Origin of the sequence: Pseudomonas viridiflava, assembly GCF_900602065.1 — a bacterium.
Taxonomy (GTDB): domain Bacteria; phylum Pseudomonadota; class Gammaproteobacteria; order Pseudomonadales; family Pseudomonadaceae; genus Aquipseudomonas.
This window is the reverse complement of record NZ_UWFN01000310.1, coordinates 237,823-263,308: the sequence shown is the minus strand read 5'-3', so window position 1 is coordinate 263,308 and position 25,486 is coordinate 237,823. Positions and strand designations below refer to the sequence as shown.

Genomic DNA, 25,486 nt, shown 5'->3' with positions numbered 1-25,486 from the left:
AATGGCGCCACTTTTCGCCGAATGGATCCGGCCCCTGTGTTGGAGCAGTACATGCACAAGCCCCCTGATGATTCGGCCAGCGCGCTTAGCCTGCGCAGCCAGTACCGCCAATGGGAAAGTCGTGCAGCTCGTCTACGACTCCTTGTGGATACCGGCCAGGAACTGACCCGCCTTTCGCCTTCAGCCATGCGCCAGCGAGCGCTGCAACGAGCCTGCGCGTTTCTGGCCATGAACCAGGGAGTTCTGCTTGAGTGGACCGGCCAGGCGCCGGCCAGACTCAGCGCCAGTCAGGGCAACCCGCAGCGCCTTGACACACTGATAACGCGCCTCGACAGGACAATCCTTGCGCCTGAATGGCGAGTCCAACCCTGCCCGCAGATCCCGTGCATGTTGCATTTGCCGCTGCTGAACGCCGATGGGGAACCGTTTGCCGCACTGCTGCTGGCGAACAGCACGAACATCGCGGCACCAGACACCGAAGACCTGCAGTCACTGCAATTGCTGGCCACGCTACTCGCGGCACACCTGGAAAACAGTCGCTTGCTCGACGCGCTGTCGGCACGTGAGCGAGCCATGTCGGAGCTGGTCTACCGTTTATTCAGCGCCCAGGAAGACGAACGTAAACGCGTCGCTTACGACCTGCACGACGGGCTGGCGCAAACCCTGGCCGGGCTCCACCAACGCCTGCAGGGCTTCGCCAGTCAATGCCCCGAGCTTCCCGCGCAACTGGCTCAGGAACTGACAACCATCCTGCAACTGGCTCAGCGTTGTGTGGGTGAGGGTCGGCAAGTCATCAGTGGTCTGCGTCCGGTTGTACTGGATGACTTCGGCCTTGCACAGGCCATCGACAAGGAAGCTGATCGGCTGCGCGAAGCAGGCTACTCCGTACAATGGACAGCGAAGTACGTCGAGCGCTTACCCGACGCCATTGAAATCACTTTGTTCCGCATTGCCCAGGAAGGCATCAACAATATTCTCAAGCACGCGGGACCTTGCAGCGTCCTGCTGGCCCTGCAACTGCGTGACGCCGATGTGTCCGTAGTGATTGAAGATGTCGGCCGGGGGTTTACTGCCCGACAGCCCTCTCAACCAGGCTCCGCAGATGGGCTGGGATTAACCGCAATGCAAGAGCGCGCACATCTGGTCGGCGGGCGTTTTACCTGCGTCAGTCAACCCGGCAAAGGCACCCGTCTGAATGCGACTGTACCGCTGCCTGGCCCGCAGGTGCGGACATGAGCACGACATTGCGACTGGTCATGGCAGATGACCATGAAGTGACGCGCGCAGGCTTCATCTCACTGCTCGCGGGACACCCGGAATTCGAAGTGGTGGGACAAGCCGACGATGGCCAGATGGCACTGGAACTGTGCGAGCGTCTGCGTCCCGACATTGTCATTCTCGATGTGCGCATGCCGATCCTCAACGGTCTGGGTGCCGCACGCCTTCTGCAACAGCGCATGCCGGAAATAAAAGTCGTGATGTTCACCATGGACGACAGTCCGGATCACCTGGAGGCTGCTGTCGCCGCCGGTGCGGTTGGCTATTTGCTCAAAGATGCTACTCGCGAGGAAGTCATCAACGCCTTGCGTCGTGTGGCCGCCGGAGAAGATGCCCTCAACAGCGCGATGAGTGCACGGCTGCTCAGGCGTATCGCCACTCGCCGAGCTTCTGGCACTGCACCCCGTGAAAACCTGACCGAGCGGGAGCGCCAGGTACTGGGGCTGGTTGCAGGCGGGTTCAGCAACCGGGAGATCGGCGAAAAGCTGGGCATCGCTACCGGTACCGTCAAAGCTCATGTCGAACGTGTAATCAGCAAACTCGATGCCTCTGACCGAACCCAGGCAGCGGTGCGCGGTATCGCTCTTGGGCTGGTTGCCCAGCCTGATGGAAACTGGACGTGAGTCGCTGGGCGGATCTCCCTCTGCGGGGCAAGGCGCTGATTGCGATCGCCCTGCCCCTGATCATCCTCATGTCGTCGCTTGTGCTGATTTACCTTGCCGAACGGCAGACCGCACGCGCCGAAGAGGATGTGCGCAGAGTCTTGCTGGTACAAGGCGATATTCAGGCGGTTCACACCCTGCTCGCCGAGGCAGCAGCCAGCGAACGGGGTTACCTGCTCACCGGCCGCGAAGATTTCCTCCCTGCTTACAACAATGCAAAGCCGCTGATCGACGCGGCCTTGCTGCGTCTGGATGCCAACGTCCGCGATCCGGAAATTCGTGAGCGCCTGCAACTCATGACGCCGCTGATCAAAATCAAGCTTGGAGCGCTGGCGAAACTGCGCTTGAGCAACGGTAAGGATCCAGAGCAGGTCACAAAAATCCTTGTGAACAACAAGCAGGTTCTCGACACCCTGCGTGAACAGATCAGCGCCATGCGCAATCGCGAGGATACGCTGTTGGCCGAGCGCAGTGCCGCCGCGACGCAAACCCGCGAGCAACTGGTATTCGCCACGCTGCTGGCAGCGTGCTTTGGAGTATTTGCGGCGATCGTGGCAATGCTGTTGCTGTCCAGAGGTATCGTCAGTCGCGTCGAACATGTGAAACGTAATGCGCAACGCCTGGCCTTGGGTCATCCACTGCTGCCGCAGCCGCCGGAACAGGACGAAATTGGCCAGTTGGGCACGCGTCTGGTAGAAGCCGCCCACCTGCTCGCCCAGCGCGAAGGTGCTCTGCGCGATAACGAAGAACGCTTGCGACTCATCATCGATGCGGTCAAGGACTACGGAATCTTCGCCCTTGACGCGAACGGCCGCGTCACCTCATGGAACGTCGGGGCGGAACGAATCAAAGGCTACAGCGAGCAGGAAATCCTCGGTCAACCGTTCTCGGTTTTCTATTTGCCGGAACAATGCCCTCAGCGTCCGGAAATGGCCTTGCGAGAAGCCAGAAGCAAAGGCTATTTCATGGAAGAGGCCTGGCGCCGCCGCAAGGATGGCAGCCGATTCTGGGCCAGCGTGGTCATCAGTGCCCAGTACGACCACAGTGGAACCTTGCGCGGATTTTCCAAGGTGACCCGGGATATCAGCGACCGCCATGCGGCCGAAATAGCGTTGAGTGCAGCCCGGGAAGAAGCTGAACGGGCCAGCCGGGCCAAAAGCGAATTTCTTTCGCGCATGAGCCACGAACTGCGCACGCCTCTGAACGCAATTCTTGGTTTCGCACAACTACTGGAGATTGACCCTCAGCCTGCGCAACGCCAACAGATCGGGCACATTCTCAAGGCCGGTCAACATCTGCTGACGTTAATAAACGAAGTTCTCGACATTGCCAGAATCGAGTCAGGCCACCTGCCCGTCAATCTGGAACCCATCGGCCTGGAAACGGCCTTGAAGGAAGCGCTGGCACTGGTCGCCCCCATGGCAAACGAAGCCCGGATCCGTATCGCGCCGCTTCCCCTGATCCGCGCCGAAGAAGGTGTTATCGCCGACCGTCAGCGCTTGATGCAGGTGCTGCTTAACCTGCTATCCAATGCGATCAAATACAACCGTACAGAGGGGGAAGTCACGATTCAGGTTGCCCGAAACGGCAAGCACGTTACGGTGACGGTATCGGACACAGGGCCCGGCATTGCCAAGGATCAATTACACAAGCTGTTCAGGCCTTTTGAACGACTGAACGCAGATCATCAGGTAGAAGGTACTGGCCTCGGGCTGGCGCTGAGCAAAAACCTGCTGGAAATGATGGACGGTAGCCTAGACGTCCTGAGCGCACCCGATGCAGGGTGTCGTTTCACGCTCAGTTTGCCGCATACCTTCATTAAGCCGGACGAGACTCGAATGGTTTTGTTGCCCAACGCGGTGAGTGATGAGCCTGGGCGATCAACCGCTGGATATCACGCCAGTGTGCTCTGCATCGAAGATAATCTGGCCAGTCTGACCCTGATCGAAACATTGTTGCAACGGCGACCCGGCATACAGCTGTTTTCCAGCATGCAGGGACAAATGGGGCTCGATCTGGCGACCCGCCATGCGCCGGACCTGATTCTGCTTGACGTCAACCTTCCTGATATTTCGGGTATCAGAATTTTGCGCCGCCTGCGTCACGCAACGCGCACTGCCAATACACCTATCCTGATGATGACCGCCGACGCATCGCCGATGACCCATAACGTGTTACGCGAAGCGGGTGCTACCGCCATCCTGATTAAGCCGATCAATGTCCGGATGTTTTACGATCAGATTGATCAGTTCCTCACGGAGCCTGTATGACCCAAGATCTTCGTATCCTGCTGATTGACGATCAGCGTACCAATATCGAGCTCATGGAGCAGTTACTGGCCCGTGAAGGGCTGCTCAATGTGTTGAGCACCACGCAGCCCACCCACACGCTGGAGTTGTTCAACAGCTTTGAGCCTGATCTGGTTATTCTCGACCTGCACATGCCCGAATTCGATGGCTTCGCCGTGCTCGAACAACTGGGTCGGCGCATTTCACCTCATGAGTATCTGCCCATTCTGGTACTGACCGCAGATGCTACCCGAGGCACGCGGATCCGCGCACTGGCGCTGGGTGCCCGGGATTTCATCAGCAAACCTCTGGATGCACTGGAAACGATGCTCCGCGTCTGGAATCTGCTGGAAACCCGCGTGCTCTACAAAAGCTTGCGCCAGTTGCTGCCAGCCGAACAGATTGAGCTTCTACAGCAGCGGCGCGGCGTGAATCTGCAGGAGACCAGATGACTTCACGCCTGTCGAAATTGTGGAAGTATTCAGCTTAAAAAGCATATCGCTGCAGGAGCTGCCGAAGGCTGCGATGCGCGGTGTGTCAGGATAAATGCTTCGCAGCCTTCGGCAGCTCCTACAGAAAATGCATTTCAATCCAGTTTTTAAAGCGTGGCCTGTCTGATACACCGCTATCGCGGCCTCGCGGTGCTCGTGCGCTCCCACGTCTCTCACTCTCCTGCAGGAGCTGCCGAAGGCTGCGATGCGCTGGTCCTGACACACCGCCATCGCGGCCTTCGGCAGCTACGGATTATTTGCTGTCGGTGTCTGCCGCGTGCTGATCTCGTTACGCAGCAGCCTGGCCAGCGCTTCCACGGAATAGGGCTTCTGCAGAAAGGTAAAACCCTGTGAGTTACCCTGTGCCAACGCAGGGCTGTAACCACTGGTCAAGACAATCGGGAGCGTTGGATACAGCCTCTGAACTTCAAGGGCAAGCTCCACCCCGTTCATGCCCGGCATGACCACATCGGAAAATACCGCGTGAAAAGCGTCGGCTCGCTCCGCCAACACCTCAAGGGCCTCCACACCACTCTTGGCCCAGTGGATGTCGTATCCCAGTTCTCTCAACGTCTGACTGGAAAACTCGCCAATTTCAAGGTTGTCTTCAACCACCAGCAAACAAGCACCTTCGCCACTGGTTTGCAGTTCCGGCTCCATCGCAGCGTATTCGGCACCCGGTGTCGCAACGGATCTAGGCAGGTAAAGAGTAAACGTGCTGCCTTCGAATAACCGACTCGCGACCAACACCTCGCCACCCGACTGTTTGGCAAAGCCAAACACCTGGGAGAGCCCCAGGCCGGTGCCCTTACCAACGTCCTTGGTGGTGAAAAACGGGTCAAAGATACGATCAATCTGTTCAGGATCGATGCCCGAGCCGGTGTCGATCAATGACACGGCAACATAATCGCCAACCACCGCGGCATGGGTGCGGCGCGCAGGAATTTGCCCGACAGGCTCGACACAAATCCTCAAGGTACCCTCGCCATTCATGGCATCACGGGCATTGACAGCCATATTGATCAGCGCGGTATCGAACTGACCGGCATCAGCGTTGATGTAGCAAGGCTGAGCAGGAAGCTCGATCAACGTTTTTATCCGGGCGCCGGTCAATGAACCGATCATCTCGCCAATCGCACGGACGCTCTTGCCGACCTCGAAGACTTCCGGGCGCAAGGTTTGCTGACGAGAAAAGGCCAGCAACTGCCCCGTCAACTTGCTGGCCCGATCAACCGCATTGGAGATCGCGTCGATGTAACGTCGACGCCGTTCCTCATCCAGGTTGCGCTTGAGCAAATCAGTCGAGGCCTTGACCACTGTCAGCAGGTTGTTGAAGTCATGCGCGACCCCGCCGGTCAACTGCCCCACGGCTTCCATCTTCTGCGACTGGCGCAAGGCCGCTTCTGTACGGCGCAAGGCTTCGGCGGCCTCCCGCTCAACCTGAACATCGCGTCCCACGGCGTGGATATAGGATTGATCCGGCACAGCGGTCCAGGCGATCCAGCGGTAAGAGCCGTCTTTATGCAAATAGCGATTTTCGAAACTGGAGACACTGATGCCTTGAGACAACTCCGCCGCAGCAGATGCAGTGGTCAAATCATCATCCGGGTGTAGAAACTCCAGAAAGGACTTGCCCAGCAACTCATCAGGACTCCAGCCGAGCACCTGAGTCCAGGCGGGGTTGACCGCCACGATGTCACCGTCGAACTCGGCAATCAGCATCAAGTCGGTGGACAACCGCCAGATTCGGTCGCGGTCCTGAGTACGGGCTTCGACCCGCTCTTCCAGCGTCGCGTTGAGCGTACGCAAGTCTTCTTCAGCGGCGCGGGTCGCCGTGATATCACGGGAAATACAGAGGATTTTTTCTACGACACCCGTCTCGTCGAACATCGGCGTCACCTGCACATCCCACCATTTGGGGGTGCCCAGATAGGTGTTGGCAAAACCCTGGAAGCGACCAGGCAAGCCTGTCTTGGCGGCGACAATGGCAGCTTGAGCGTCGATATGCCCTTGATCCTGCCAGAAGTCCGGCCATGGGCAGCCTTGCACGTCGTTGAAGTTACTGATTTCCATGACGCGCATGCCGCCTTCGCTCATGAAGGTAAGCCTGCCATCCAGATCGATTACCTTGATGCAATCATTGCTGCTAGCCAGCACACGACTATTGAACTCCTCGGTATAACGCAAGGACGACTCAAGTCGCCGGGCCTTGGTGACATCCTTGAACAGCATCGCAATGCGGCTTTGCTCAGGCCCCTGGACTTTGTAGGCGTAGATTTCATACCAGCGCCCGGCAAGCGTAATCGCAGGCGCATCAAGGCCAATTGACTCGCCACTCAGCACCACGCTCGCATACACCTCAAACCAATGTGCAGGCCGGCCGTCTGCGATGTCCCGCATACTCTGGCCAATCTGCTCCTTGAGTTCTGCCATGCCGTCGAACGCGGCGTTGACCTCAATTAAATGACACGCAACCAACAGGTTATTGGCGTAAGTAACCTCAAATACGCAGAAGCCGATATCGATGTCACTGAACAGTGCACGATAACGTTCGTCGCTGGACTTCAGTTGCTGACCAAGGCGTACGGAGTGGGTGGTCTCAACGGTATGGCACAGAACCCCCAATACGGATTCTTCACGCTCGTCGTACACCGGCGAAAATGAAAAAGTCCACCACGTCTGCTCTTCAACCCCATAGCGAGCCATGCTGATCGGATGATTTTCATAGCGGCTGGAATCGCCGCCAAAGGCGCGCTCTATCATGGGCCGGACCTGCTCCCAGGCGTCTGCCCACAGCGTGGTGATGCTCTGCCCCAGAGCAACGTCAAGACGAGGTCCGAGAATGGGCCGATAGGCATCGTTGAAGAAGAAATGCAGATCCGGCCCCCACACCAGATAAAGGCTTTCCGGGGAACTGAGCATCATGCTCAACGTCGAGCGAATCGGTGCGGGCCAATCCGACATAGGCCCAAGAGAGGTCGCGGACCAATCGAAAGCTCTGATTGCTGCGCCTGTTTCGCCACCTGGAAGGGAGCGTGAAACCGGGCTGTTTAAAGGGTTCATGGCCATTTACTAATTGCTGGGGCGTCACTGGACGAAGATGATCGGCCGCATCAGCGGAGGAATGCGCTGAGTTTGGAGGGATGGCGAACAAGTGGCAACCACCGCACAGCGATTACCCATGCGTTGACATGTCGCACTCGAATGGACCTCCACAGCGCCACAGGGTTCGCCGGGGCTGGGGATTGCTGCGCGACAGCGCGAAGTCAAGGACACGGAGCGATTCGCGCCAGCTCCCAGTGCAAGCCCTGTGACACAAGGCTGCCGTATACTGACGGGCCGCACCCGCACTTAAGGAATGAATGCCAATGCGCGCCCCGTCTTCTGCCATCGTCCTCGAACGCTTTACTGAAGCGCACGCCGAGGGCGTTGCAGCGCTGTACAACGTCCCCGCAGTCGCCCGGCAAGTCCTGCAGATGCCTTTTCAGTCCGCTGATATCTGGCGCAAGCGGCTGGACAGTAGTAATGAACGACTGGTCAGCCTGGTAGCGCTGCATGAAGGGGCCGTCGTCGGCCAAGGCTCTCTTGAGCAGTTTTCCCGTATCCGCCGCAGCCATTGCGGTGCCATTGGCATGGCCGTCGCCCAGGATTGGCAAGGCCAGGGTATCGGTAAACAACTTTTAACCGCACTGCTGGATATCGCCGACAACTGGATGAAACTGCGCCGGGTCGAGTTGACGGTCTATGCGAACAATCAGGCAGCGGTAATCCTCTATGAAAAGCTCGGGTTCGAAACAGAGGGATTACTCCGTGATTACGCGATTCGTGACGGGCAGTTCACCGATGCGCTGACGATGGCGCGTATTCGAGGGTGAGATCCAGAGGTAGCGTGGGGCCCACAGAATCCAAGCGATGCCGTGGGACCGGCTTTAGTCGGGAATAGGCCGGCACACCACTGAAAATGAGACAGGCAAACATATCGCCTTCGCGGCTGAAGTCCTCCCCGAAGTGCGCCATACATCAGCTCCTCCGCATGCCTCGCAATGCCACTCGCTGAAACGATTAACCCTTCATTGAATATGTTTCCAGTTTTTACGGAACTAGCCCGGCCGGCTATCCCCTAAGCCTTCAAGCCAGTGGTCTGGCAAGGCTTTGCCTCGTGCACCGACAGCATTGTCGGAATATCTCCGTTCACCTTCCCGGCCGCCTCACTGTTCAATCAAGGATTTGCAGTTCATGTCCTCAAACACTACGAGCGCCTCCGCGCGCAACGATAACGACGGGCAACGTATTTCACCGCGCAGAATGATATTCATCTCTGTGCTTGTCGCCACCATGGGCGCCCTCGCCTTCGGCTATGACACGGGCATTATTGCCGGTGCGTTGCCGTTCATGACGCTGCCTCTGGATCAGGGCGGGCTCGGCCTCAATGCCTTCACCGAGGGGCTGATCACGTCCTCGCTGATTGTCGGCGCCGCCTTCGGTTCGTTGGGCAGTGGTTACCTGTCAGACCGTTATGGACGACGCGTCACCCTGCGGGTGCTATCACTGCTGTTCATTGCCGGTGCATTGGGTACCGCGATCGCGCCATCGATTCCGTTCATGGTGGCCGCACGTTTCCTGCTGGGCATTGCGGTAGGTGGCGGCTCGGCCACGGTACCGGTGTTCATCGCGGAAATAGCTGGTCCAAAAAAGCGTGGCCGCCTGGTCAGCCGTAATGAGCTGATGATCGTCAGCGGTCAGTTGCTGGCCTATGTGCTCAGTGCCCTGATGGCAGCCTTGCTGAGTTCATCGCACATCTGGCGCTACATGCTGGCTATCGCCATGATTCCCGGTCTGTTACTACTGATTGGAACCTTCTTTGTTCCGCCTTCGCCACATTGGCTGGCCGCCAAAGGTCGTTTTGACGATGCTCAGGACGTATTGGAAAAGCTGCGTGACACGCCCGAGGAAGCGAAACGCGAAGTCGAGGAAATGAAAGCCCAGAAGGAACATGCCCGCAAGCGCCCGCCTATCTCCGAGCTGTTGCGTCAAGGCTGGGTGATCAAGCTGCTGCTGATTGGTATCGGGCTGGGCTTTACCGCTCAGTTCACCGGGGTGAATGCCTTCATGTATTACACCCCGATCATTCTCAAAACCACCGGTATGGGCACCAACGCGGCATTGACGGCCACCATCGGTAACGGTGTGGTATCCGTGATCGCGACTCTGCTGGGCATTTGGGCGATTGGCCGGTATGGCCGCCGCCATTTGCTGATGACAGGGCTGGTCACGGTAGTTCTCGCCCAGATAGCACTGGGTTGCGTGCTGCAGTTCATGCCGCAAAACCTGACCCAGAGCTACGCGGCCCTCGCCTGCATTCTGCTGTTTCTGCTGTTCATGCAGATGTGTATTGCACCGGTTTACTGGTTGCTCATGTCTGAACTGTTCCCGGCGCAAATCCGCGGTTTGTTGACCGGTACAGCGGTGTCCATGCAGTGGTTGTTCAATGCGACAGTGGCCTTTCTGTTCCCGATGGCGCTGGACACGCTGGGCAACCCGACGTTCTTCGTCTTTGCGGTGATCAACGTCGGCTCTTTGCTGTTCGTGTTCTTCTGCCTGCCGGAAACCAAGGGCAAGTCGCTGGAAGAGATTGAAAAACACATGAAAAAAGAGCTGTGAACGCTACTGGCCTGCTGCTCTAATCGCAGGAGCTTGCAGGCTTTATGACGCCGACTGGCTCAGACACACACGGCGACTGCCCGGCTTGGAAGGGCATTCGCCAAGACTATTTGCGAGGATTCATGAGTACGCCTGCCGACGCGCAACAGGCCAGCTGGATCAGTGTAGGCGCACTGGCAGTTGCGGCTTTCATCTTCATTACCACCGAGTTCGCCCCTGTGGGCCTGCTTTACGCCATTGGCAGCAGCTTCGACATGACGGCTGCTCAAGTGGGCCCGATGCTCACGGTTTACGCCTGGACGGTGTCGCTCATGTCGCTGCCGATGATGCTGCTGACGCGTAACGTCGAGCGGCGGCTGCTACTCAAAGTGGCCATTGGTACTTTGATCGTAAGCCACATCGTGCTGAGTCTGGCCCCCAATTTCACCATGGTGGTCATTAGCCGGATCGGCATCGCCCTGGCGCATGCGGTGTTCTGGTCAGTAACTGCATCGCTGGCGGTTCGCCTGGCGCCCGGGGGCAACCGTGCGCGGGCACTCAGCCTGCTGGCGATGGGCGCTTCGCTGGCAATGGTTCTGGGGATTCCCATTGGCCGGGTGCTGGGAGAAAGCATGGGCTGGCGCGCGACGTTTGTGACCATCGCCGCCGTCGCTGCCCTGATCTGGATTTTGCTGGCCAAGAAGCTGCCGCTGCTGCCGAGCCAAAACAGCGGCAGCCTGAAGAGCCTGCCTATTCTGTTCAAGCGACCTGCGCTGGTTTCGCTGTATTGCGTCACTGCGCTGGTGGTTACGGCCAACTTCACGGCCTACACCTACATTGAAACCTTTGTGCAATCGGTCGCGGGCTTCAGCGAGCAGACCACCACCTGGATGCTCTTGTTGTTCGGGCTGGCCGGTTTGATGGGGTCGATTTTCTTCAACACGCTGTACACCCGATTCGCCAACCACTTGACCGCCATGGCCATCGGTTCGCTGTGCATCTGCCTGACCTTGATGCTCTGGGCTTCATGGAGCATTTACACATTGGTCGTGGTCTTCGCGCTGTGGGGGCTTGCGATGCTGTGCTTCGGGATTCTGATGCAATCGCAAGTGATCCAGCTGGCACCAGACGCCACCGACGTAGCCTCCGCGATGCACTCGGCGATCTACAACGTCGGCATCGGTGCCGGTGCGCTGCTGGGCAGCATCGTGGTGCATCATCTGGGTTCGGCCTGGGTCGGATTCGTCGGCGGCTTCCTCGCCCTGTGTGCGCTAGTGATCAGTCGCGTGACCAGCAAACGTTATGGCGATTCCGAGCCATTGCCAGCGGGCTCTGTGGAAATCATGCACTGAGCCGCATCGTCACGACGCACCTCCTTGAGCCGCTCGGTGGCAGACACCGGGTGGCCAAACAGGAAGCCCTGAAAATGTGAGCAACCCTCAGCTTCAAGCTGCAGTTGTTGTTCGCGGGTTTCCACGCCTTCGGCAGTGGTCTTGATCGACAGGCTGTTGCTCATGCCGGTAATCGCCCTGATGATCGACAACGCTTCCTGGCTTTTGCCCATGTCGCGGATGAATGACTTGTCGATCTTGATGCGATCGAACGGGAACGAGCGCAAGTAACCCAGCGACGAATAACCCGTACCGAAGTCATCCAGCGAAATAGCGACCCCCAACGCTTTCAGCTCCCGCAACGTGCGGATGTTCGCCTCGGTATCGTCCAGCAGCACGGACTCGGTGATCTCCAGTTCTAAACGCTCAGGCGCAAGGCCGGACTCGGCCAGCACGTGTACGACGGCATTGACCAACCCGGACTTTTTAAACTGCGTCGGCGACAGATTGACCGCCACGGTTTGCGCTGTGCCCCAAGTCGCTGCTTCCCGACACGCGAGATCAAGTGCGAGATTGCCGACCTCATGAATCAACCCCGTTTCTTCGGCGATGGAAATAAAGTCCAACGGCATGATCATGCCTTTCACCGGATGCTCCCAACGCATCAAGGCTTCGTAGCCGGAAATATGCCCATCCTGAGTATCGATGATGGGCTGGTAATGCAGTTGCAACTGGCCCAGCTGCAGCGCCGTGCGCAGGTCGGTTTCAATGATGCGACGACTGCGCGCAGCCTCATCGAGTTCGTGGCGGAAACACTCCAGGCGATTGCGCCCGTTACGCTTGGCCTCATAGAGCGCCATGTCGGCATATCCCAGCAGTTGTTGCGCGCTGTTGTGATCATCGGGCGCGACGGCAATACCGATACTGACCCCCACAGAAAGACCGTGGCCTTCGATTGAAAACGGCGTGGTGATGGTGTTGATCAATCTTTGCGCGGTAATGCGTGCGGCATCGAGATTGTCGATAGCCGACAACACAATCGCAAACTCATCACCGCCCAGGCGCGCCAACGTGTCCTCGTCGCACAACTCACGGCGCAAACGCTTACCCAGGGCAAGCAGCAGTTTGTCGCCGAACGCGTGGCCCAACGCATCGTTGATGTTTTTGAAGTTGTCCAGATCCAGACACAGGACGGCGGTCATCCGGCCTTCTTGATGGTCGCGCTCCAGCGCCTGGCTCAGGCGCTCGTTGAACAAGGTCCGGTTGGGCAGCCCGGTTAGTCCATCGTGATGCGCCATGTGATGGATCTGCGCCTGAGCAGCAAGCTCCTCGGTGACGTCCTCGGCAACAAACAATACGTAGCCCGGCTGGCCGTCGACGTTTTTGCACAACAGCGTACGACTTCTCAGCGTTCGCTCCCCCGCCGCCGTCGTGATCTGGGTCTCAGCCAGTTGAACACCCGGGTGACGCACACCACGCTCCAGTTGATGCTCCATGTAGTCAGCGACAGCAGGTTGCAACCCCTCATTCAGCCCAAGCCCGACCATGCTGGCCCGTCGCCCGCCAAAGAGGCGTTCGGCCTGCTGATTGGCCAGCAGGATTTTCCGGGTCGCGAGATCCTGGGCGATCACGCTGGCAGGAATATTCGAAATCACCGAATCAAGGAAACCGGAAAGAGACGCCATCTCATGGCTATATTGTTCTGCCAGCTCTTTGGCCTGAATCAACTCCAGTGCCTGACGGCGACGCTCACTGATGTCCCGGGTGATCTTGGCAAAACCGATCAGTTGGCCGTCTTGATCGTCGTAGATGGCGTCAATCACCACGCTTGTCCAGAACAGCGAACCGTCTTTGCGCTGACGAATGCCTTCGGCCTCAAAGCGCCCGTCGCGCAGCGCTGTGTCCAGTCCTTGCTGGGGCAGCCCTTGCACGCGATCCTGAGGGGTGTAGAAAACCGAGAAATGCTGACCAATGATTTCTTCGGCCAGATAACCTTTCGCGCGCTGCGCTCCGGTGTTCCAGTTCACCACATGCCCTTGCGGGTCGAGCATGTAAATGGCGTAGTCAGTCACGCCCTGCACAAGCAGACGAAAACGGCGCTCTTGTTCCTGTTGCGCAAGCAACGCAGCCTGTTGCTCGGTGCAATCGCGAGTGATTTTGGCAAAGCCAATCAGATCCCCGGACTCGTCACGTATGGCATCAATGACAACATGCGCCCAAAGTGATGTTCCATCCTTGCGTAGCCGCCAGCCTTGAGTCTCGAACTGCCCCGTCGTTCTGGCGGTCATCAAGCCTTTTTCAGGCAAGCCGGCGTCACAATCTGCCTGGCTGTAAAACGCTGAAAAATGACGGCCGACGATCTCATGTGCCTTATAGCCCTTGGCCCGCTCCGCACCGGGATTCCAGTTGGCCACGATCCCCTCTGGAGTCAGCATGTAAATCGCGTAATCAACCACGCTCTGGATCAGTTGGCGATACATCAGGTCGGAGCTTTCAATCAACGGCATAACGAACGAACCTCAGGCGAATCCCAGGCCAGGAAGCCCATTCCAGAGGGGCACATCAGAGCTGGTCACATGTTTTGATATCGGCATGATGCCACTTTTTTGCAGTTTTATTTCCGACCCATCTCAAGCCACAGCTGTGCACAGGAGTGTTTACCTACGCTTGCTCGCACCTGTGAGAAGTCACCTGGATGCGCCAAATGCGGACCAGGCTTACGAAACCTGGTTAGAGCAATGGGAAATGGGAGGCATTGCCAATTAATTATTTTCGAACAGGATCAACAAAAACAGGAGGCGATTGCCCATCAAGCCTGATGTTTGAAAACGATAGCCATGAAGCCCAGCCCTCATCAGCCCACCCACGCGCCCGTGCTACGCCGGACATTCTGGTGATAGAGTCACACCTTTCCCGACCCGCCCGATAAAGGAATGCACGTGAGCAAAACTGTTCTGTTGACCGGCTTTGAACCCTTCGACGGTGAGACGATCAACCCGGCCTGGGAAGCGGTCAAAGCTCTGGATGGCATCGAAGTTGTACCTGGTTATCACATTGCCAGTCGGCAACTGCCCTGCGTTTTCAACCTGTCATTGAAGGCTCTGGAGCAGACGCTGCAGGCGCTACGCCCAACACTGGTGATTGCCGTAGGCCAGGCGGGTGGTCGCCTGGATATCTCGCTCGAACGCGTGGCAATTAATCTGGATGACGCAAGAATCCCGGACAACGCCGGTCAGCAACCGATCGATACCGCAGTGATCGAGCACGGGCCGGCCGCGTACTTCTCCACCCTGCCGCTCAAAGCCATGTTACTGGCGTTGCGTGAGAACGGCCTACCGGCCAGCGTCTCGCAGACCGCAGGGACGTTTGTCTGCAACCACGTGTTTTATGGGCTGATGCATCTGTTGCGCGACTATTCGTCAATGGTCCGTGCCGGTTTCGTGCACATCCCTTATCTGCCGCAACAAGCTGCGCGTTTTCCCGGAACGCCGAGCATGAGCGCTGAACAGGTCACCGCTGCCTTGCGGCAAATGGTGATCACAGCGCTGGACGTGAAGGAAGACGTGGCCGTGAGCGCCGGCGCTTTGCACTGATTTTTTGATCAGGGATGAGCGGCAGCGCTGCGAAGGCGCTGCCCAAGCCTGTATCGTCAATGCCTGATTGCCTTGCTCCACGCCTGATCCTTGCTGTGCTGCCAGTCCCGGTCCGCCTGGCTGTCGATGCCCACATGACGCTGAAAATCGCTGGTGGTGCTGGCCTGGCACTGGCGAAAACCATCATCCCAACCGGTGGCGTACTTACGATCATCCAGGTAAGCGGGCACATTCTTGCGAAACTCGCCGAGGGCTCCAGCCGCTTGCCTACCGCTTCCGCAGCCATCGTCAAAGCCGCTGGCATAAGGCGCAGGATAGCCCTGAGCGAGTAGCCGTTCCCGGGTACTTTCACAGCCTGTCAGCACCGTGACGGATAGCAATACCGACAACGCAGCAATGCCAGGTTTACCCGGAATTCGCATGCACATGCTATTCAGCCCTTCCCGCCTGCCGATTCTGAAGTGCCAGAATCAAGCGATGCCGGTGCCTGCGGCCGATAGAGAATCCAGCGGTAGCAGAGCACACAGATCACCCAGTCAAAAAGCAGGGTCCAGATGTTATGGGAAAGGAAATGAGCGCCTTGCAGCATCCGCCCCACAGACAAAATCACCCCTAGCCCGAGCGCGAACCCAAGGGCGATGCGCGCGCCGCGCTGATGGCGGTCACGCAAGGCAAAGAACAACGCCAGCAACGAAAACCCGGTAGACGCATGACCGCCCGGCCAGCAGCGGCCCGGCTTGAGGGTGTCCGGCCGCTGACTGAGCAATGGCGTGTAAGTCTCCGTGCCACCGAAATCACTCAGGCTCCATGGGCATTGCACCGCAGTCACCACCTTTAGTGGCGTAACAATCGCAGTGGTCAACGCAACCGCCAGAACCGTGTAGCCCAGCGGCCGACGCCATTGCGTGAGTTTTGACGAAAACCAACTGCCCAGATAAGCAATCGTCAACACAACGAACAGGAGAATCACCGCCTGCTTCACGCGGTCGTGCAGGATGTCTTCCAGCCAGTAACTTTTACGCCCGATAAAACCCTCTCCCGGCACATAAAACATCTGCGCGATGGAGAAATCCAGCGCAGTCGGATCGAGCAGCAACATCAACCCCATCAACACGATCGGGATACCTAATGCGAGACGAAAATCAAAAGGCCGTGATGCGCGAAGTGGTAGTGCAATAGCCATGGACAGGTTCCGTTATGGGAGGACAGAGGCAGTGCTTGTCAGGTGTTGATGCGGCGGGTTGATCGATGCGGGGGCAAGTCGAGGCTCTATGTTGAGCCAGATAGGTTGCTGCAATGCCGAGCGGCCATAGAAAAACAGCGCGATGAGAAGCGTGCCAGAGCAGCCATACAGTACCGAGTCATTAAAGTTGTTATTTATATTTAAACAGGTCACGGGAATGACTCTCCAACACCGACCGGTAAACGCCACCACAACAATAGACATTGTCATGACGATGACTGAACGCCCGCTGAACGCCAACGCGAAAGAAAGGCATCACTCTGCGCAGCATCCTAAAATGAACAACGTGGGAGCGCAGTGAAAACAATGTGAAAAATAAGTCGCAAACCGCGCACAGAAATGCAGTTATTCAGCCGCCGTTCAGTGGCTGACAATTAGCATTAAGTTAAGCGCATACACCGACTTTTTATTGGCATGTTTTTCACACAAATTTGATCATTCCCTACCTAGAGTCTGCGCCATTGGAGACGTCATGCTCAGGCACTTGAGCGCCCTCCCTAATTGAGTGAAGCGCAATCACATGTTTAAAATAAAACCCCTACGCCCTGAGGTTGCGACACTGCTCGCCAGCGCGTTCTTGCTGCTCGGATTCAACAGCACGATGTGGCAACACCTCCTGAGCATTACCGACCATAACGCGATGTTGCGTTTAGCGTTCGCGCTCATGTTGTTAGGGGTTTTTAATATCACACTGACGGGGCTGGCTTTTCGCAAGACATTTAAACCGGTGTTGATTGTCTTATTCATGATCAGCGCGGGCGTCGCTTACTTTATGAGCCGCTACGGCGTACTGATTGATGCCGGCATGTTACGTAACTTCGCCGAGACCAACGCAACCGAAGTGCGGGACTTGCTGTCACCTAAACTTTTTGCTTACCTCGTGCTGCTCGGCATAGTGCCGTCGTTCCTGTTATGGAGAACGCCCATCCACTATCGTCCGCTGCACCGCGAACTGATCAGTAAAACACTGATCAGTGTCGGGTGTGCAGCGGTTATTGGCAGTGTTGCCTTACTCAACTACCAAGGACTGTCATCACTGTTTCGCAACCACCACGAGTTGCGCTTGATGGTTGTGCCCAGCAACTATATTGGCGCCTCAATCGGCTACCTGCATGAGCAAGTCGTTACGGCACAAAAACCTTTTTTGAAAATCGGCGAAGACGCCACCCGAGACAGCGCCTGGGCACAGCGACCGCGCAAATCGTTAACGGTACTGGTGGTGGGTGAAAGCGCACGGGCCGAGAACTTCGGAATTCTCGGATACAACCGCGATACGACGCCGCAGCTGCGGGCAGAGCAAGGGTTGATTGCTTTTACTGACGTGCACTCCTGCGGGACTGAGACGGCGGTGTCAGTGCCGTGCATGTTTTCCAACATGGGCCGTAAAAGCTACGACGCGTCTACGGCCAGAACCGAGGAAGGTCTGCTGGATGTACTCAAGCGTGCCGGAATAGAGGTGATCTGGCGCGACAACCAGTCTGGCTGCAAGGGCACATGCGACCGCGTCACGTTTCAGGATGTCAGTAATCTGAAAGACCTGGACCTGTGCGCCAATAGCGAATGCAGGGATGAAATCCTGTTGCAGGGGCTGCAGAACTTCATCGAGCATCTGGATAAAGACACGGTCCTGGTATTGCATCAAATGGGCAGTCACGGCCCCGAATACTTCAAGCGCTACCCGAAAGCCTTTGAAAAATTCACCCCTGTTTGCGAAAGCAACGCGCTGGATAAATGCAGCCGGGACAGCATCGTGAACGGCTACGACAATACCCTGCTCTACACCGATCATGTATTAGCGAGCCTGATTGATATCCTGCGCCGTAACCAGGCCAACGTAGACACCGCAATGATTTACCTTTCCGACCATGGTGAGTCGCTGGGCGAATACAACCTGTTCCTCCACGGCACGCCTTACATGCTCGCCCCCGACCAGCAGAAACATGTGCCCATGATGGTCTGGTTTTCGGACACCTATCAGCAGTCCTTTGCCCTCGATACAGCGTGCTTGCAACAAACACGTAATGCGCCCTTGAGCCAGGACAACCTGTTCCATTCAATGCTGGGTTTACTGAAGGTGCATACTCACGTCTACGACCCATCGCTGGATATGTTTGCCGGTTGCAGCAACAGCACTGCAGACGGCGTATTGGCCAACAAATAAAAGACGTCATGCGAGGGACAGACACAGTGTCCCGGCAGACCACACAATAATGTGAGCCCGATGCGCATACTTGTTATCGAAGACCATAAAGACATTCTCGCCAACGTGTCAGAGTACTTCACGCTCAAGGGCTACGAAGTCGTCGGTGCGCTGGATGGCCTCACGGGGCTGCATCTGGCGACGACGGGGAATTTCGACGCGATCATCCTCGACCTGATGCTGCCTGGCATGGATGGAAATCTGCTCTGCCGAAAGCTGCGCGAAGATGCCCGACAGCACGTTCCGGTACTGATGCTGACCGCCCGCGACCAACTGGAAGATCGTTTGACCGGGTTCCACGTGGGCGCCGACGATTACATCGTCAAACCTTTCGCACTCTCGGAATTATATGCCCGGGTTGAAGCGGTGACATGGCGCTCCACCGGGATGAAAAAGAACGTGCTCAAGATCCATGACCTGACTTACGACCTGGATTCGCTGGAGGTCAGGCGAGGCGGCACATTGCTCAAACTCAACCCCACCAACAGGGTGCTGCTTGAATTACTGATGCGCAAAAGCCCGATGGTGGTCAAACGCAAAGAGTTCGAGCAAGCCATCTGGGGCCGTAATACACCGGACTCCGACAGCCTGCGCACCAGCCTGTACACACTGCGTAAAACCATCGACAAACCCTTCGATATACCGTTACTGCACACCGTTCATGGCATGGGCTACAAACTGCAAGGACCGCGTTAAGTAAAGGAGCTTCTTGTATTTACCCTGATGGCGCGAGCAAACTTCACCGTTAGCCTTGCCCTTATGGAGTCTGTACTTGTCGTCACCCACCCCGCCGAGCATTCAAGCCACCCAACTGGTCGAAGCCCGAGCGCTCAGTCGCATGGATCAGAACAATGCTGTTCAACTGCTCCACCCGGTGAATTTCACCTTGAGCGGCGGCGACAGAGTGGCGATAACCGGTTCGTCCGGGTCTGGAAAAAGTGTTTTTTTGCGCACATTGGCTTTACTGGATGCGCCCGGTTCCGGTGAAGTGGTCTGGCGAAATCATCCTGTTGTGGCTGCGCAGATCCCTGCTTACCGCAGCCGGGTTTGCTACATTGCGCAACGTCCAGCACTGATCGATGGCACGGTTGAAGACAACCTGCGTTTTCCTTACAGCCTGAATACCTTCAAGCAGCAGACCTTTGATATTGAGAAAGCCAGAGCACTTCTGCGCCAGGCTGGCAAACCAGAAAGCTTTTTACTGAAGACCGCAGAGGATCTTTCGGGTGGAGAGGCTCAGGTCGTTTCGCTGATTCGCGCCATTCAGCTAGACCCGGAAGTCATGCTGCTGGACGAACCCACTGCCGCGCTGGACCCTCAATCATCCAGAGCAGTGGAAGCATTGGTCGACACCTGGTTTGCAAGTGGCACCGCAGCAACGCGAGCCTATATCTGGGTCTCCCATGATCACGATCAGGCGCAGCGGATGAGCAACACTCGATTAGAAATGCACGCGGGTGTGCTGACGGCCATGGATCAGTGATGAATTATCAAAGCTTGTCGGCGGCGGATATCGCGATTGCAGCGTGTCTGATATTGATCAATGGCGCTTTGTCTCTGGGTTTGAAACTGGGGCTGGGCCGCCAGTTGATCTGGGCCTCGATACGGACCGTGGTTCAGTTACTTGCCATCGGCTACATCCTGGGCTGGGTGTTCGAATTTGCCTACTGGTATGTGGTGTTGCCGCTGATGTGCCTGATGACGCTCATCGCCGGCGTTTCCGCTGCCGGGCGTGGCAAGCGCACCTACGCCGGACGCCGGGCGGACAGCATTGTTTCGGTGTGGGGCAGTTCGTGGCTGGTGACCGCTATCGGCTTGCTGCTGGTCATCCAGATTCGCCCCTGGTACGAACCGCAATATGCGATTCCGATTCTGGGCATGATCCTGGGCAACACGCTGACTGGCGTATCGCTGGGCATTGAACGCATGATGCAGGAGCTCTCGTCAGGCCGAAGTACCGTGGAGATGATCCTGGCACTGGGCGGCTCACGCTGGGAAGCTGCGCAAATGGCGGCACGGCAAGCCGTCAGAGCCGGCATGACCCCAACCCTGAATCAGATGAGTGTGGTGGGCATTGTTAGCTTGCCGGGCATGATGACCGGTCAGGTGCTGGCCGGACAATCGCCCGCCGAGGCCGTACGCTACCAGATTGTGATCATGTTTCTGATTGCCGCGTCTTCAGCACTGGGAACGGTGTGCGCGGTATTGCTGACTTACCGCCGCCTGTTCTCGGCTGATCATCGTTTCATGATGCACAAGCTGACCAGTAGGGTCTGAACACGGCTCGATCACTAAAACTTAGCGCACATCCGGATTCTGTAAGAGCCATCGGAGGTTACGACGGTCGCGAAGCGGTCTATCAGACGTCATCCAATCGCAGCCTTTCGTTGTAATAAACCACCCTCAACCACCCAACGCTCTAATGAAACCGATAAAAGCCCGCAACGGCGCAGGCACATTGCGCCGCCCCGGGTAATAGAGCATCAAACCTGGCTCGTCCGGGCACCAGTCGCGCAACAACACGTGCAGTTTCCCGTCAGCAAGACTTTGCGCCACAGCGTGTTCCAGAACGAACGCGACCCCCAGACCACTTTCGGCAGCCTCTATCATCAGGGCCATCCGGTTGACGGTCAGCGAACCCGGCACATCCAGCTCTATCTCCTCACCTTGACGTGCAAACTCCCAGGCGTAGCGCTCACCTCTGGGCATTCTGACCCGGATACATTTATGCGCCATCAGGTCTGCCGGATGAGCGGGACGGCCGTATTGCTGAAGATAGTCTGGAGACGCCACGGGAACGAAACGTGCCTTGCCACCGAACGGCAACCCAATCATATCGGCCGGAACACTCGCGCCCAGTCGAATACCTGCGTCACAGCCATCAGCGACGATGTCCACCGGCCGCTCTTCGTGACGTAGCTCAAGCTCGATGCCCGGATGGAGCGTCATGAAGTCCGGCACTACCTCTTTCAACAAATAACGGGCCGCAGCAAACGGCGTATTGATGCGCAGCTCACCGCTGATGCTGCCCTCCTGCTGTTGATTGATTTCGTCGAGGGCGACGCTTAGATCGCCGAGTACTGGACGAATACGACACAGGAAAGCCTCACCCTCCACCGTCAGCGCAACGCTGCGCGTGGTGCGATGAAACAGGCGCAGTTTGAGCGTGTGCTCAAGCTCGGTAATCGCATGACTGAGGCTCGACGGCGCCATCTCAAGCGAATGAGCTGCACGACGGAAGCTGCCGGTATCAGCGACGGCCAGCGCCATACGCAGGCTTTTCAAATTGAGTTCGTTGATTAGTGGCAAATTTCGATCAGCCTGTTCGTGATTGGTGGTCTATTCAGAACAGCATGACAGTCCCATTCTGGATTTGGAATCCACACATAAATGAGGACATAACATGAGCACTTCATGGTTTATCACCGGAGCAAACTCCGGCTTCGGCCGACTGATGACCGAAACCCTGCTTAAACGCGGTGACCGGGTTGCTGCAACCTACCGCAGCGACGGCGCACTGGACGACCTGATAAAAAACTATCCGGTGGCACTCATCCCCATTCAACTGGACCTCACTGATAGCGAACGTATCGCCCCGGCAGTTGCTGAGGCATTTCAGGCACTCGGGCAGATCGACATCGTTATCAGCAATGCCGGTTACGGAACATTCGGTGCGGCAGAAGAGCTTTCATCGGATCAGATCAGGCGCCAGATAGAGACCAATCTGCTTGGCTCGATCTTTTTCATCCGGGCGTTATTACCTCACTTGCGTAAGCAAGGCAGAGGCCGGGTTCTGCAGGTCAGTTCTGAAGGTGGCAGGATCAGTTATCCGGGCTTTAGCCTGTACCACGCGAGCAAATGGGGTCAGGAGGGTTTTATCGAAGCAGTGGCTCAGGAGGTCGCGCCCTTAGGCATCCAGATGTGCCTGTTGGAACCCGGCCCGACAGGTACGAACTTCCTGGCAGGCATCGACAGCGCGCAACCGTCAGCGGCTTATGAAAACAGCCCGGTAGGCGACCTGCGTAAACGCCTCGAAAGTGGCGAGTTCAGTCCGTCCATGGGCGATGCGATCAAAATTGCCAACGAGATGATCGCGATAGCACAAGCTGACGTGATGCCTCTTCGAGTGCCGCTGGGCAGTATTGCCTGGAACAATATCACTGCGAAATTAACCGAGCGCCAAGCGTTGCTGAGCACTCAGAAAGACCTGGCTTATCGTTGTGATATCGACACCAGACAGGCATCCGGTTAACTCGATAAAAGCGTTACGCGCCTGGCAGATAATCATGAGTATGAATTTCATCAATTCCGACAATCAACGGAAGCATTTGAAATTATTAATGAAATAGCGTCCCCTTGCGAACCGCGACACATCGTGTTGCATCCGCAAGCCAGGAGCTTTTGTTTTGCCCCTCATGTTCAAAGATTTAAAAACCGCGTCACTCATGCTCCTGCTCAAGCTGGTACTGACGGGGCTTGTTTTCGGGATGATCTGGCTGGATATCGCCGTATTTGATACGCAGTTGCTGGAAATTTCATTTACGGAAATCACTCAGGAACTGATGCTTTTCGCCTGTGCCCTGCTCTTTTGGTTTTCACCGGCCAATGAGGGTCAGAAAGGCTTCAAGACGTTGGTTGCAGGTTTCTTTGCCTGCCTGTTGATGAGGGAGCTCGACGGCCTTTTTGACCCTATCAGTCACAGCGCCTGGTGCTGGCCATTTCTGCTGATCGCCATTACGTCAGTGGCGATTGCGTTCAACCCGGCAAACCGTCAGGACACCCTACGTGCCCTGGCAGCCTTCACCCGAACACCGGCGTTCGGGACCTTGTCGACCGGATTGTGCGTGTTGGTGTTTTCCCGGGTATTTGGCATGGGAGCACTCTGGCATCTGATTCTGGACGACGGTTATGCGCGTCTGGCCAAGACAGCTGTCGAAGAAGGGATTGAACTGATGACCTACGCCATGTGGTTGGTGGGCAGTCTGGATTACTGCCTGCAACAGAGATCTGTGGCTGCACATGCTCCCGGCACACTGGATGCGTCAAAGCTGCAAACAAGCGGGATCTGATTGCTCAATTAAATCGCAACTCCGATCCCTGTAGGAGCCATCGGAGGTTACGACGGTCGCGAAGCGGTGTGTCAGTCACACCGCTATCGCAGCCTCGCGGAGCTCGTCAGCTCCTACAAAACCGTAGTCGCATAAATCGAATCTTGTCCCAACCAATCAAACGCTGTCTGGGACACCCAACAGCTGTCTGGTCGTGCTCATCGACGTCTGCAATGGCTGCCCATCGCGTTGCAGCTTGTTCAGCAGACTCGCACCCAACCACATCTGATACAGCGTTTCTGCCAGCTGTCGAGCATCGTTGCCAGGCAAGCAACCGTCGGCCTGACCCTGCTGAATGCAAGCGGTGATTCGCGACACGATTTGCTCTGCACCGTCACGTAATGTGATGCGCATCGACTCGGACAAGTCAGCCACTTCGGCACTCAGCTTGACCACCAGACACTCGTTGCCACTGAACGGCTCGACGCATCGCTGCTGCCATCCCAGCCAATAATCCATCAGTCGCTCACAAGGCGTTAACCCTGGCAGCGCAAGACGTCGATCCATGTCCGCCAGATAGCCCGCGAAGTAGTCTTCGAGCAAGGCTTGCCCGTACTGCTCCTTGGATTTGAAGTAGTGGTAGAACGAGCCTTTGGGCACGCCAGCCACTTGCAGGAGCTCGCTGAGCCCCACACTGGTAAAGCCCTTGCCCGCCATCATGCGGTGGCCGGTATCGAGCAAATGCTGGCGGGTATCGTCATAAGTTGGTTTCATGCGCGAAAAATAGCAAACATTAGACCAGTCGTCTAGTTTTGAACCAACCTCCCATTTGCGAGACAAACCTTCAGGGCAGCAATCTGAAAAAAACTCTAGACGACTGGTCTATTTTCAATCTAAGCTTTGCTCCATCGGTCACCAGAAGCACTGGCACCGTAGATGTCCACGCTGCTTCATTGCCCAAACTTTTCCTCTCCAAGGAGTGCTTTATGAAAATTCTTATGGTTCTGACCTCACACGATCAACTGGGTGACACCGGCAAGAAAACCGGCTTCTGGTTGGAAGAATTTGCCGCCCCCTATTTCGCCTTCAAGGATGCCGGTGCCGAGATCACCGTCGTCTCGCCAGCCGGTGGCCAGCCACCGCTCGATCCAAAAAGCGACGAGCCGGATGCGCAAACCGCCGAGACAGATCGCTTCCGCAAAGACCCTGAGGCGCAACGCGTACTGGCCAACACCGGCCTGCTGTCGGGTGTCCGCGCTGAAGACTTCGATGCCGTCTTCTACCCAGGTGGCCACGGCCCACTGTGGGATCTGGCCGTAGACAAAGACTCTATTGCACTGATCGAAGCCTTCGACCGTAGCAACAAGCCTCACGGCTTTGTCTGCCACGCACCGGGTGTGCTGATTAATGTCAAAGGTGCAGACGGCAAACCGTTGGTCAACGGTCGTAAAGTCACCGGTTTCACTAACTCTGAAGAAGAAGCCGTTGGCCTGACCAAGGTGGTGCCATTCCTGATCGAAGACGAGTTCCAGCGTCTGGGCGGTGACTATTCGAAGATTGGCGATTGGCAGGTTTATGTTGTTGAAGACGGGCAACTGGTGACTGGCCAGAACCCTGCCAGCTCCGCTGCAGTCGCTGCAGCGTTGCTGAAAAAACTGGGCTGATTCTCACGCTTCAAATGCCCTGCGACACGATTACCGTGGACGCCAAGC

21 protein-coding genes are annotated in these 25,486 nt (G+C 56.9%); 15 read left to right on the top strand and 6 right to left on the bottom strand.

The features are described from left to right. Window positions 1-51 precede the first annotated feature (51 nt). From EE949_RS23620 to EE949_RS23605, 4 genes are read left to right on the top strand one after another with little or no spacing between them, the layout of a single operon-like run. The gene (locus tag EE949_RS23620) at window positions 52-1,236 is read left to right on the top strand and encodes a sensor histidine kinase (RefSeq protein ID WP_122666637.1); all 1,185 of its coding nucleotides are present in this window, start codon (window positions 52-54) and stop codon (window positions 1,234-1,236) included. Then, window positions 1,233-1,901, top strand: a complete 669-nt coding sequence (locus EE949_RS23615) for a response regulator (protein WP_122666492.1) — start codon at window positions 1,233-1,235, stop codon at window positions 1,899-1,901. The genes EE949_RS23620 and EE949_RS23615 overlap by 4 nt, the downstream gene beginning before the upstream one ends. Then, window positions 1,892-4,210, top strand: coding sequence for an ATP-binding protein (locus EE949_RS23610; protein WP_430735899.1), 2,319 nt, complete (start codon window positions 1,892-1,894; stop codon window positions 4,208-4,210). The genes EE949_RS23615 and EE949_RS23610 overlap by 10 nt, the downstream gene beginning before the upstream one ends. After that, window positions 4,207-4,680, top strand: a complete 474-nt coding sequence (locus tag EE949_RS23605) for a response regulator (protein WP_122666491.1) — start codon at window positions 4,207-4,209, stop codon at window positions 4,678-4,680. The genes EE949_RS23610 and EE949_RS23605 overlap by 4 nt, the downstream gene beginning before the upstream one ends. 285 nt (window positions 4,681-4,965) lie before the next feature. On the opposite strand, the gene EE949_RS23600 is transcribed toward EE949_RS23605, so the two are convergent. Continuing rightward, a complete protein-coding gene (locus tag EE949_RS23600; RefSeq protein ID WP_430735898.1) occupies window positions 4,966-6,951 on the bottom strand; it encodes a PAS domain-containing protein in 1,986 nt (661 codons plus the stop codon). 1,130 nt (window positions 6,952-8,081) lie between these two features. Between EE949_RS23600 and EE949_RS23595 the strand changes: the two genes are divergently transcribed. From EE949_RS23595 to EE949_RS23585, 3 genes are all read left to right on the top strand, one after another. Beyond that, on the top strand, window positions 8,082-8,594 hold the full coding sequence (locus EE949_RS23595; protein WP_122666490.1) for a GNAT family N-acetyltransferase: 513 nt from the start codon (window positions 8,082-8,084) through the stop codon (window positions 8,592-8,594). 361 nt (window positions 8,595-8,955) lie between these two features. Continuing rightward, window positions 8,956-10,380 (top strand): sugar porter family MFS transporter, encoded by a 1,425-nt coding sequence (locus EE949_RS23590; protein ID WP_122666489.1) that lies wholly within the window; start codon window positions 8,956-8,958, stop codon window positions 10,378-10,380. A gap of 122 nt (window positions 10,381-10,502) precedes the next feature. After that, the gene (locus EE949_RS23585; RefSeq protein WP_122666633.1) at window positions 10,503-11,711 is read left to right on the top strand and encodes a sugar transporter; all 1,209 of its coding nucleotides are present in this window, start codon (window positions 10,503-10,505) and stop codon (window positions 11,709-11,711) included. On the opposite strand, the gene EE949_RS23580 is transcribed toward EE949_RS23585, so the two are convergent. After that, window positions 11,660-14,197, bottom strand: coding sequence for a sensor domain-containing protein (locus EE949_RS23580; protein WP_122666488.1), 2,538 nt, complete (start codon window positions 14,195-14,197; stop codon window positions 11,660-11,662). The two genes, EE949_RS23585 and EE949_RS23580, sit on opposite strands and share 52 nt — an antisense overlap. Window positions 14,198-14,629: 432 nt before the next feature. Here EE949_RS23580 and pcp point away from each other — a divergent pair, with 432 nt between their 5' ends. Continuing rightward, window positions 14,630-15,283 (top strand): pyroglutamyl-peptidase I, encoded by a 654-nt coding sequence (pcp, locus tag EE949_RS23575; protein WP_430735893.1) that lies wholly within the window; start codon window positions 14,630-14,632, stop codon window positions 15,281-15,283. Window positions 15,284-15,339: 56 nt separating this feature from the next. On the opposite strand, the gene EE949_RS23570 is transcribed toward pcp, so the two are convergent. Together EE949_RS23570 and EE949_RS23565 are read right to left on the bottom strand one after the other, a co-directional pair. After that, entirely contained in the window at window positions 15,340-15,705 is a 366-nt protein-coding gene (locus tag EE949_RS23570) for a hypothetical protein (protein WP_122666486.1), read from the bottom strand. 11 nt (window positions 15,706-15,716) lie between these two features. Continuing rightward, window positions 15,717-16,466: a phosphatase PAP2 family protein gene (locus tag EE949_RS23565; RefSeq protein ID WP_122666485.1), complete on the bottom strand. Its 750-nt coding sequence runs from the start codon at window positions 16,464-16,466 to the stop codon at window positions 15,717-15,719. Window positions 16,467-17,046: 580 nt separating this feature from the next. Here EE949_RS23565 and EE949_RS23555 point away from each other — a divergent pair. The 4 genes from EE949_RS23555 to EE949_RS23540 all read left to right on the top strand — a co-directional run bounded on the left by EE949_RS23555 (window position 17,047) and on the right by EE949_RS23540 (window position 21,003). Next, complete coding sequence (locus EE949_RS23555) at window positions 17,047-18,687, top strand: phosphoethanolamine transferase (protein WP_122666483.1); 1,641 nt, start codon at window positions 17,047-17,049, stop codon at window positions 18,685-18,687. A gap of 60 nt (window positions 18,688-18,747) precedes the next feature. Continuing rightward, the gene (locus tag EE949_RS23550) at window positions 18,748-19,422 is read left to right on the top strand and encodes a response regulator transcription factor (RefSeq protein ID WP_122666482.1); all 675 of its coding nucleotides are present in this window, start codon (window positions 18,748-18,750) and stop codon (window positions 19,420-19,422) included. Window positions 19,423-19,564: 142 nt separating this feature from the next. Beyond that, window positions 19,565-20,209 carry an ABC transporter ATP-binding protein gene (locus EE949_RS23545; protein WP_122666632.1) on the top strand — a complete coding sequence of 215 codons (645 nt, stop codon included), beginning with the start codon at window positions 19,565-19,567 and terminating at the stop codon, window positions 20,207-20,209. Then, complete coding sequence (locus EE949_RS23540; RefSeq protein ID WP_122666481.1) at window positions 20,209-21,003, top strand: ABC transporter permease; 795 nt, start codon at window positions 20,209-20,211, stop codon at window positions 21,001-21,003. The genes EE949_RS23545 and EE949_RS23540 overlap by 1 nt, the downstream gene beginning before the upstream one ends. A gap of 126 nt (window positions 21,004-21,129) precedes the next feature. On the opposite strand, the gene EE949_RS23535 is transcribed toward EE949_RS23540, so the two are convergent. Further along, window positions 21,130-22,035, bottom strand: coding sequence for a LysR family transcriptional regulator (locus tag EE949_RS23535; protein ID WP_240350428.1), 906 nt, complete (start codon window positions 22,033-22,035; stop codon window positions 21,130-21,132). 94 nt (window positions 22,036-22,129) lie between these two features. Here EE949_RS23535 and EE949_RS23530 point away from each other — a divergent pair, with 94 nt between their 5' ends. Then, window positions 22,130-22,978 (top strand): SDR family oxidoreductase, encoded by an 849-nt coding sequence (locus EE949_RS23530; protein ID WP_122666480.1) that lies wholly within the window; start codon window positions 22,130-22,132, stop codon window positions 22,976-22,978. Window positions 22,979-23,171: 193 nt separating this feature from the next. Then, a complete protein-coding gene (locus tag EE949_RS23525) occupies window positions 23,172-23,795 on the top strand; it encodes a hypothetical protein (protein WP_162873877.1) in 624 nt (207 codons plus the stop codon). A gap of 156 nt (window positions 23,796-23,951) precedes the next feature. Here EE949_RS23525 and EE949_RS23520 read toward each other — a convergent pair whose 3' ends face one another. Then, window positions 23,952-24,548, bottom strand: coding sequence for a TetR/AcrR family transcriptional regulator (locus EE949_RS23520; protein ID WP_122666478.1), 597 nt, complete (start codon window positions 24,546-24,548; stop codon window positions 23,952-23,954). 212 nt (window positions 24,549-24,760) lie between these two features. Between EE949_RS23520 and EE949_RS23515 the strand changes: the two genes are divergently transcribed. After that, the gene (locus tag EE949_RS23515) at window positions 24,761-25,438 is read left to right on the top strand and encodes a type 1 glutamine amidotransferase domain-containing protein (protein ID WP_122666477.1); all 678 of its coding nucleotides are present in this window, start codon (window positions 24,761-24,763) and stop codon (window positions 25,436-25,438) included. Window positions 25,439-25,486: the final 48 nt, after the last annotated feature.